This is a genomic window from Nocardia sp. NPDC004722 (genome assembly GCF_053601505.1).
Genome location: NZ_JBSGBY010000369.1, coordinates 1 through 8,508, shown reverse-complemented (window position 1 = coordinate 8,508; position 8,508 = coordinate 1). Strand labels below are relative to the sequence as shown.

The window sequence follows — 8,508 nt, the reverse complement described above, 5'->3', positions numbered from 1 at the left end:
CCGGCGACATCCATTCCCGCAGCAGCGCAACGGTTCCCGGACGTCCCTCGGTGGCGGCCTGCTCGAAGCTCCACCGCACCTCGTCGAACGCGTCCGAGGCGGCGGAGGCGATCCGCTCGTCCGGATGCGCGCGCAGGAGCGAGACCTCGCGCAGCACCCGCCGGGTCGGGTAGTACCGCAGGGTGTCGAGCGCCGCCGCGGCCACCTCGAACGTCTCGTCGTGGATTGCCGCCAGCAGCCCGGATTCCGCCGCTACCGGCTCCTCCCACAGCAGCGTCGACGCGGCCGCCGCCCGCACCCGCGGGTCACGATGCCCGAGCGCGCGCACCAGGACCGGCATGAACTCGGCCTCACCGAATCCGAAACTCAGGGACTCCACCGCGGTCACCTGCAGCGGATGCTCGTCATCGCTCGCCACCGCGATCACGATGTCGGCCTCGGCGCGATCCATGAATCCCAGCGCGTGCCGCATGACCACGAGATCCCCACCGGCCCACCAGGTCCGGCGCATCGCCTCGGTGGTGGTGTCGTCGAATCCGGTCAGCACCTCCGAGGCGCGCAGCCGCACCGGCTCGGGCAGCGAGGCATCCAGCACCATGGCCGTCAACGGCGCGATGGACCGGTAGTCCTCCGCGCGCGCCAGCTCGTCGAAGTCCACGGGGCTCATTCGAACTCCTGCGCCTGCGCCACCAGATCGAAGAACACCCAGACCCCGCCCTTCTGATACGACTCCGGGCTCTCGGACCCGCCCAGGAAGGGGTACGGCGTGGCGATGTACACCTCGTCCGCGACGAGCGGCCCGAGCCGCCGCCGGATCTCGGCCACATGCCCGGGTTGCAGCACATAGGTGATGACGTTCGGATCGAACAGCACCTCGGAGACGAACGCGGTCGCGTCCGCGAACACCCCGTAGTCCTTGACGCCCGGACTGTACGGATCGAGGATGCCGTACTCGCCGGTGCGGCTGCTCATCAGGAAGGCGTGACCGAGATCGGAGTAGCCGACGACCGTGTCGTAGCGCGGATAGTGCTCGGCCCAGGCCGGCATCACCCGGTCCAACCGCTGGTCACCGATCAATCGGAAGGAAACGCTGGTCACTGCGCCCATCCAACCAGACCGACCGGGACTGACCCTCGACAGGTTCCACCGGACGCGGTAAAGATCGACAGGATCCGTCGCTGTGGAGGTGCCCGTGACCGAAGAATGGCGTAAAGCCGCTGAGCGCGTGCGCAACTGGGGCCGCTGGGGCGAGGACGACCAGCTCGGCACCCTGAATCTGCTGACCCCCGAACGCATCGCCCACGCCGCCACCCGCGCCCGGCAGGGCCGCAGCATCCCGCTCGGCGTGCCCTTCGACGCCTACGGCCCGCAGGGCGCGAGCGGCCAACGGCGCAATCCCATCCACCTGATGGCCATCGACGGCGGCGACGCCGAGCTCGCCGCCCAGCTCGCAGGGTGGGGCGGACCCACCGAGGCGCAGGTCGCGGGCATGTACGCGCACGGCCCGATGCGCTTCAACGACGACTACATCATGATGCCGCTGCAAGCCGCGACCCAGTGGGACGCGCTCTCCCACGTCTACTACGACGGGCTGCTCTACAACGGCTACCCGGCCGCCATGGTGACCAGCATGGGCGCGAGCAGACTCGGCATCGAACGGGTCGCCGAGCACGGCGGCGTGATCGGGCGTGGCGTACTGCTGGATGTGGCCCGCCACCGCGATCTCGCGCGCCTCGAACCCGGCACCGTCATCACACCGTCCGAACTGGACGCGGTCGCCGCCGCCCAGGACGTCGCCCTGCGACCCGGCGACATCCTGGTGATCCGCACCGGCTGGTGGACCCGCTTCCTCGAAACCCGCAGGCACTCCGAATGGTTCGGCGGCAGCCCCGGACTGAGCTGGCGCTGCGCGGAATGGCTGCACGAACACGACATCGCCGCGGTCGCCGTGGACAATCCGGCCGTCGAGGTGATGCGACCCGAGGACGGCGTCATGCTGCCCCTGCACATGATCACGCTGCGCGACATGGGCCTGCCGCTCGGCGAGATCTGGGACTTGGAGGCGCTGGGCCGCGACTGCGCCGAGGATGGCGTCCACGACTTCCTGCTGTGCGCGCCCGCCCTGCGGATCCCGGGCGCGGTCGGCACCCCGATCAGCCCGGTCGCGATCAAATAGCCTGGGCAGGAACGCTATTCAGAAGGCCGCGAGCGCGCAGGCTGCGAGGAAGACCACCTGCACCGCACCGCGCACCGGCAGCGGCATTGTCTGAATGCCGATCTTCTCTTGGGCGGCGCGGATGTTCGCGGGGAACAGGAACACCAGCATCACGGCCAGGCAGATCGCGGCGAGCGGGGCCGCCCACGGGACGAGAAGTCCGACGGCTCCGGCCAATTCGAGGAACCCGGTCAGGGTGATCAGCGCGGCCGGATTGGGCAGCCGCGGCGGGACCATGGCGATCAGGCCGTCGCGGCGAGGCTGCAGGAAATGCGCGGACGCGGTGAGCGCGAACATGGCGGCCAAGCCGATCCGGGCCGCGTGCGGCCACGAATCCAGCCAGTCGGCGGCGTGTAGCCACCCGGCCAGCCGGGCCAGTCCGGTGACGACGATAAGAACGATGAGCGGTGCCACCACGGACTCCTGGGGGAGAGAGCGAAACTGAACCCGTGACAACGTAGCGAGCAGCCCTGGCAATTCCGTGTCAGTCCGTGAACCGGGCCGCACCACCGAATTCATCGGCGCTGCTGCGTAACCGTGTCTTGTGCGGCGAGCGCGACTCGGATCCGTTCTGCCAGCGCCTGCGGATTCTCCAGGGGTGAGAGGTGTCCGGTATCCGGGATGACTTGCAGGGTGGCGGTGGGCAGGTACGGCAGTAGCTGCTCGTCGAGCACCGCGGGCGGATCGACCCGATCGTGCTCGCCCGCCAGCACCAGCACCGGGACCTCGATCCGGGCGACCGTCGCGGAGATGTCGCGGGCGATGGAATCCAGCGCCCACGCCTCGTGCGCGGCCGCAGACCCGGCCAGGCTGTCCGTGATTACCTGCGCGCGTAGGTGATCCGGGAGTGGCCGATGGGTGAGTACGTGGTCGAGCGCCCCGGCCGCCGCCTCGGCATCGGCGTAGGCGTGGGCGAGCAGCCGCTGATCCTGCGGTGTCACGACCGGTCGCGCGGGCGCCGGAGCGATCAGCACCACCTGCTCGAGACCGACCGGTCGGCGGGCCGCCAGCAACTGAGCGACCTTGCCGCCCATGGAATGCCCGACCAGCACGAACCGCTCCGGCGCGAGCTCGTTGATCAGGCACTGCGCGTCGGCGGCCAGCTGCCCGATGTCGTAGGGACCGGGGAGCGTCCGCGATTCACCCCACCCGCGATGGTCATAAGTGACCACCCGTCCCGGATATTCAAGATGGTGGATCAGCGGCGCGAAGGTGCGGTGCGATCCGCCCCAATAGTGCAGAAAGACCAGAAGTGGCGCATCGGAGTCACCGTCGTACAGGTGAATCGGGAGTCTGCCGCCCGCCACGGCTATTTTCTTCATGGCGATACGGTATGGTCGCCAGACCCGCCCCGGCCAGGTAGATTCGGGACCGCTCATGGTCAAAAATGGACAACCCATACGCACCCTGCAGTATGCGCCGCAGGCCGGTTCCGCCACCGGTCTCGAAGTGCTGGATTTCGTGAAACTGCGCCCCATGCCGGTCTCGGGTCGCGAGGTGATTCGCGGCGACTTCCATGTGCTCGCCCGCTGCACCGCCGGAACCGGCAGCATGACAGTCGATTTCGTGGCGCATCCGCTCACCGCGGGCACTCTCGCCTGGATTCGGCCCGGCTGGACCCACCGCTGGGACGATCTCGGTGATCTGTGCGGCGAGGTCATCCTGTGCCGGTCGGAACTGGTGCCCGCCGGGGCGCTCGGCCATCTGCCGTCACCCGCCACCCCGCCGGTGCTCACCGCGAACCCGTTGACCGACGCGGCATTCGAGCATCTGCTCGGTGAGTACGCCGCCGAACCCGTCGAGCCAGCGATCCTGCGCCACCTGCTCGGTGCCCTCACCCTGCGGCTGGCCGCGGGCCTGCCCGCACTGCCCGACCCCACCGACCTGTTCGACCGCTTCGGCCGGCTGGTCGAGCGCTACCACTCCGAGACCCGCGAAGTGTCCTGGTACGCGGCACAATTGGGCTACTCGCCGCGCACGCTGTCGCGGGCGGTGCACGCCGCCACCGGTTTCACCGCCAAGCAGTACCTCAACGCGCGCGTCGCGCTCGAGGCCAAACGCATGCTGGCCCACGAGCCGGTCACGACCGCGGAATGCGCGCGCCGCCTGGGGTTCGAGGATCCGGCCAACTTCACCAAGTTCTTTCGCGCCCAGACCGCCACCACGCCCACGAGTTTCCGGCTGGGACTTTCGAATCATGCTGCGCCCGAAGAGGAGACGCCGCACACCGGGGTGCCATCGGCTATCCGGTGATGGCACGCTCGGCGTACCGGAGAACCGTCAGGCCGGTGGTGGCGTCGGCGTCCAGCAGGCCAGTGGCGGGCCGGGCGGGGTGAGCTGGGACCAGCCGACGAGCGCGCCGATGCCCGCGCCGATCGCGGCCCCGGGGAAGGCGCTGAGGGTGCCGCCGATCAAGCCGCCGACGAGGGCGCCGATGATGGCGTTGCACTGATGCATGACCACATCCGGATCGTCCACGGGCGCGGTGGCGCTGGGTACGGGGGCGGGCTGCAGATCGAGCGGCTCCGCGAACGCTACGCCAGCTGTGAACACCGTGGCCGTGAACGCCATTGCGATGGTCGCTGTCAATCCTTTGACTTTCATCGCTCCTTCTTCCCTGCTGGTAGAAGTGTTATCGCGAGATATGGCAACCAGGTAGCTAATCCATGCGTACCAGAGTCCGCTGGCGTTTAGAGCGTTTCGGGAATTTTGTGACCACTGGGCTATGAACTTCGTGACCGCTGGGCGATTCGGCCGTGATCGGCGCTTCGCCGCTGTGTTCGAGGCGCTATACGGTGGAAGACATGCGTGTAGAGATCACCGGTGACGCCGGTGAATTCCAGCGGCGGGTCTCCGCCTTCCTGGATCGAGATCCCCTGCGGCACACGGTGATATGCACGGTAGTCGAGAACGAGTTGACGGGTCTCAACGTGCCCACGGAACCCTCGTCCTTCGTCTCCGTGCACACGGACGAAGTAGTGGGCGTCGCCATCCGGACCGCCGGGCGCGGCCTGTTTCTGGGCGAGATGCCGCAGGCGGCACTGCCGGAACTGGTCAGGCGATTCACGGAAATCCTGCCGGAACTCGCCGATGTCGTCGGGGCCGACGCCACCGCCGCCGAATTCTCCCGGATCTGGAGCGAATCGCGCGGTACCAGCCACCGCGTCGGGGTGCGGGAGCGGCTCTACCGGCTCGGCGGCCTGCGGGTGCCGTCCGCGCCCGGCGCACCGCGCCAGGCCACCGTGGACGACATCGAGGTGTGCCTGCGGTGGATCGCCGACATGGACCGCGAGATCGAGGGATTGCAGATGACGATCCCCGAATCGGCCCTGCGCGCCCGCCTCGCGGCCGGACGCTGGTGGCTGTGGGAGGACGGCGGGCGACCGGTGAGCCTGACCGCGCATCAGGTGCCCGTCCTGGGCTGGTCCCGGATCGGACCGGTCTACACCCCGCCCGAAACCCGGGGGCGCGGTTACGCTTCCGCGCTGGTCGCGCACGTGGCGGGCAGGGTGCGCGCGGCCGGGCAGGACGTCTGCCTGTACACCGACCTCGCCAACCCCACCTCGAACAAGATCTACCGCGCCATCGGGTTCGAGAGCGTGTTCGACCAGACGCAATACGTCCTGGAGAAGTCGGAGGAATGACCGTGGCCGCTGACCTGGCCGAAGTGGAATTGACCGTCGCCGGGGTGCGCCGCACTTTTCACGTGCGCGCGCCTGGACGTGACCGAGCGCCGATAGTGCTTGTGCTGCACGGCAATCAGAGCGGAATGGGTGCGCTGCCCGCCGAACCGCTGATGTACGGGTGGACCAGTTTCGCGCGGCACGCGGACGAGTGGGGGATCGCGGTGGCCTACCCGGCCGGGTGGGGCGGATGCTGGGCCGACGGCCGCGGGGTGACCGACGCCGATGCGGAGGGTATCGACGATGTCGCGTTCCTGAACGCCGTGATCGACTGGTGCGCGGAGGAATTCGACACCGACGGCGATCGCGCCGTGGTGGCCGGAATCTCCAACGGCGCGTTCATGGCCCACCGGATGGCGGTGGAGGCCGGTGACCGGGTGGCGGTGTTCGCGGCCGTCGCGGGCGGGCTTCCGGACGCGCTGGCGGGCATCCGGCCCGGATACGCCGTGTCGGGGCTGCTCATGAACGGCGATGTGGATCCGGTGGTGCCGATCGGGGGAGGGTTCTCCCGCCATCGCGGTCAGGACGGCGAAATACGCGGCGGCACCTGGGGTCTGGCCGAGTCCGCGCGGCATTGGCGGGAGATCGACGGCTGCTCGGTGATCGGCGAACCGGTCACGGCGGAGGGTTCGCGCCGCATCATCGCCAGCGACGGCGCGGGCGGCACTTCGGTGCTGGAGTGGACGGTGTTCGGCGGCGGCCACACCTGGCCCGGCACACCCGTTCCGGAAGAATATGCGGGGACGCCCGCCTCAGCGGTGTCACTGGAATTCGATGCCGCCGAGGAGATCTGGCGCTTCGCGCAGCCGCTGCTCATCCCGGCCGAGGCCCGCAAGCTGTGAACCGATCCTCACACGGCGAAAGAGCCGCCGACGAAACCGTCTGCGGCTCTCAGTATTTCCTGGATGGCTCCGAGTGTCTTCCATCAGTTGGCGGTGTTGACCGGAAGCGACAGCACCACCTCCTGCTCGTTGTCGGGCAGGTAGTGCACTCCGATCACCCGGCCCACCTGCACCAGCGACACCGCCGCCGGGGGCAGGAACTTCTCGGTGCGGGCCTCGAAGGTGCTGCCGTCGGGCCGGGTCACCACCAGCACGAGATCCAATCGTGAATGGCCGTCGCGGATCTCGCCGGGGACGCTCAGCGAGCGCACCACCGCCTGGGCCGCGATGCCCCGCCGGGCGATATCGAGCTTGGCGGGAGTGGTGAAACCCTTGCGGATATTCGCCGCGTTCATCGCCTCCTGGGCAGCCGCGGTGTCGCCGGACAGGTCCACCTCGACCTTCTCGGTCTTGCCGGGCAGGTAGCGGACCGGCAGCACCACGCCGGGACGCAGCAGCGCCAGTTGGGTCAGCGGCACGATCAGCTTGGCGTAGGACGGGAACACCTTGCCGTCGGCGCCCTCGACCCGGAAGTCGATGCGCACCTGCGGCTGCTCGTTGAGGTAGACGCCGGTCTGCCGGACGCCCTCGACGGTGCCCAGGCCCACCAGGCCGTTGCGGAACTGCGAACTGTTGTTGCCGGTGAAGGCCGACATGATGCCGTCGCCGGTGAAGGCGAACACGATCGGGACGATGGTCAGGGCGATGATCGGCAGCGCCATCTGCGGGCCGACCCAGCCGAACACATCACTGGAGGTGAGGCCGTGCCAGAGGTAGTAGCCGACGGCCAGGACGCCGAAAACGAGTGCGGCGAGGCGGATCTGATTCTTCATGTGCTTTCCGGATTCAGACGTGGATGATGGGCCCGCTCATGCCCGGTGGCACGAGCGGGGTGGACCGGGGCCCCGGGTCCGGGGCCGAAGGGATGAGGCTGGCTCAGCCGTGGTGACGAGGCGGGCTCAGCCGCCGACGACGGTGCTGCACGCGAACACGATCTCGAACTTCTCGGTCTTCGGGCCGGCCATCGGGTTGGACATGTCCACGCCGCCGACGCCCTCACCGGAGACGGTATAGGTGTTGCCGCTCTTGGTCACCTTGGCCGAACCGCCCGGCATGCCGTTGCCGAATCCCAGCGCGTACGGCTGGCCGTTGGACCCGCCCTTGGTGCCCGCGATCCCGACCGCCTGGACGGTGTCGGTGCCGGTGATGGTGGCGCTCGCGGTCAGGGTGCCGTAGGTGGCATTGCCCTGATCGGTCAGCGCCAGGGCCAGCGTGCCGCCCTGCTTGGCGCAGGTGGTGTCGAACTTGGCGGTGATGGCCTTGCCGTCGACCGAGGCCGAGGAGCTGCCGCCGGCGGGGGCGGCCGAGCCGGGCGCGGCGGAGGTGGCGGCGGCGGAGGTCGCGGCAGCGGTGGTGGTCGACTTCGAGTTGTTGTCGTTGCTGCTGCTGCATCCGGTGACCAGCAGGGCGGTCGCCGCGGTGGCGGCGAGGACGGCGGTGGTCAGGCGGATCGGCTTGCTGTTCATGGTGTTCCCTCGTTCTGGTGACGCTGGCTCCGGGGTGGAACCGATGCCAGAACCGTAGGAATCGACACCCCGCCTACCGATCCCAACTTCCGGCGCGCTCCGGGCCGGGGAACTGGGATAACCTGGGCGAATGCGACGACCGAGGGCCATGGTGCTGGACGAGGTGTGGCGCCGCCTCGACGGTGTCGAACCCTTGAGCGGGC

General features: G+C 69.0%; 11 protein-coding genes. 4 read left to right on the top strand and 7 right to left on the bottom strand.

The features are described 5' to 3' along the window. Positions 1-667, bottom strand: a 667-nt coding sequence (locus ACWELQ_RS29665) for a HEAT repeat domain-containing protein (RefSeq protein ID WP_452400332.1), incomplete at its 3' end; no start/stop codon positions are given. After that, a complete protein-coding gene (locus ACWELQ_RS29660) occupies positions 664-1,098 on the bottom strand; it encodes a T6SS immunity protein Tdi1 domain-containing protein (protein WP_452400331.1) in 435 nt (144 codons plus the stop codon). The genes ACWELQ_RS29660 and ACWELQ_RS29665, both read right to left, overlap by 4 nt. An 88-nt stretch (positions 1,099-1,186) precedes the next feature. On the opposite strand from ACWELQ_RS29660, the gene ACWELQ_RS29655 reads away from it, so the two are divergent. Next, positions 1,187-2,176 (top strand): cyclase family protein, encoded by a 990-nt coding sequence (locus ACWELQ_RS29655; protein WP_452400333.1) that lies wholly within the window; start codon positions 1,187-1,189, stop codon positions 2,174-2,176. 18 nt (positions 2,177-2,194) lie between these two features. On the opposite strand, the gene ACWELQ_RS29650 is transcribed toward ACWELQ_RS29655, so the two are convergent. Continuing rightward, positions 2,195-2,629 carry a DoxX family protein gene (locus tag ACWELQ_RS29650; RefSeq protein ID WP_452400330.1) on the bottom strand — a complete coding sequence of 145 codons (435 nt, stop codon included), beginning with the start codon at positions 2,627-2,629 and terminating at the stop codon, positions 2,195-2,197. Positions 2,630-2,730: 101 nt separating this feature from the next. Continuing rightward, complete coding sequence (locus tag ACWELQ_RS29645) at positions 2,731-3,537, bottom strand: alpha/beta fold hydrolase (protein WP_452400329.1); 807 nt, start codon at positions 3,535-3,537, stop codon at positions 2,731-2,733. A gap of 55 nt (positions 3,538-3,592) precedes the next feature. Here ACWELQ_RS29645 and ACWELQ_RS29640 point away from each other — a divergent pair, with 55 nt between their 5' ends. Next, positions 3,593-4,468: a helix-turn-helix domain-containing protein gene (locus ACWELQ_RS29640; protein ID WP_452400328.1), complete on the top strand. Its 876-nt coding sequence runs from the start codon at positions 3,593-3,595 to the stop codon at positions 4,466-4,468. A 27-nt stretch (positions 4,469-4,495) separates the two neighbouring features. On the opposite strand, the gene ACWELQ_RS29635 is transcribed toward ACWELQ_RS29640, so the two are convergent. Continuing rightward, a complete protein-coding gene (locus ACWELQ_RS29635) occupies positions 4,496-4,819 on the bottom strand; it encodes a hypothetical protein (RefSeq protein WP_452400327.1) in 324 nt (107 codons plus the stop codon). Between the two features lie 200 nt (positions 4,820-5,019). Here ACWELQ_RS29635 and ACWELQ_RS29630 point away from each other — a divergent pair, with 200 nt between their 5' ends. Next, on the top strand, positions 5,020-5,859 hold the full coding sequence (locus tag ACWELQ_RS29630) for a GNAT family N-acetyltransferase (RefSeq protein WP_452400326.1): 840 nt from the start codon (positions 5,020-5,022) through the stop codon (positions 5,857-5,859). Further along, positions 5,856-6,740 carry an alpha/beta hydrolase family esterase gene (locus ACWELQ_RS29625; RefSeq protein ID WP_452400325.1) on the top strand — a complete coding sequence of 295 codons (885 nt, stop codon included), beginning with the start codon at positions 5,856-5,858 and terminating at the stop codon, positions 6,738-6,740. The genes ACWELQ_RS29630 and ACWELQ_RS29625 overlap by 4 nt, the downstream gene beginning before the upstream one ends. Positions 6,741-6,823: 83 nt before the next feature. On the opposite strand, the gene ACWELQ_RS29620 is transcribed toward ACWELQ_RS29625, so the two are convergent. After that, the gene (locus ACWELQ_RS29620; RefSeq protein WP_452400324.1) at positions 6,824-7,612 is read right to left on the bottom strand and encodes a hypothetical protein; all 789 of its coding nucleotides are present in this window, start codon (positions 7,610-7,612) and stop codon (positions 6,824-6,826) included. A gap of 126 nt (positions 7,613-7,738) precedes the next feature. Next, positions 7,739-8,305 carry a lipoprotein LpqH gene (locus tag ACWELQ_RS29615; RefSeq protein WP_452400323.1) on the bottom strand — a complete coding sequence of 189 codons (567 nt, stop codon included), beginning with the start codon at positions 8,303-8,305 and terminating at the stop codon, positions 7,739-7,741. Positions 8,306-8,508: the final 203 nt, after the last annotated feature.

Excerpts from the sequence above, each read along its gene's own strand:
- ACWELQ_RS29625 (WP_452400325.1), top strand. The coding sequence starts at position 5,856 with ATGACCGTGGCCGCTGACCTGGCCGAAGTGGAATTGACCGTCGCCGGG.
- ACWELQ_RS29635 (WP_452400327.1), bottom strand. The coding sequence starts at position 4,819 with ATGAAAGTCAAAGGATTGACAGCGACCATCGCAATGGCGTTCACGGCC.
- ACWELQ_RS29620 (WP_452400324.1), bottom strand. The coding sequence starts at position 7,612 with ATGAAGAATCAGATCCGCCTCGCCGCACTCGTTTTCGGCGTCCTGGCC.
- ACWELQ_RS29640 (WP_452400328.1), top strand. The coding sequence starts at position 3,593 with ATGGTCAAAAATGGACAACCCATACGCACCCTGCAGTATGCGCCGCAG.
- ACWELQ_RS29630 (WP_452400326.1), top strand. The coding sequence starts at position 5,020 with ATGCGTGTAGAGATCACCGGTGACGCCGGTGAATTCCAGCGGCGGGTC.
- ACWELQ_RS29645 (WP_452400329.1), bottom strand. The coding sequence starts at position 3,537 with ATGAAGAAAATAGCCGTGGCGGGCGGCAGACTCCCGATTCACCTGTAC.
- ACWELQ_RS29615 (WP_452400323.1), bottom strand. The coding sequence starts at position 8,305 with ATGAACAGCAAGCCGATCCGCCTGACCACCGCCGTCCTCGCCGCCACC.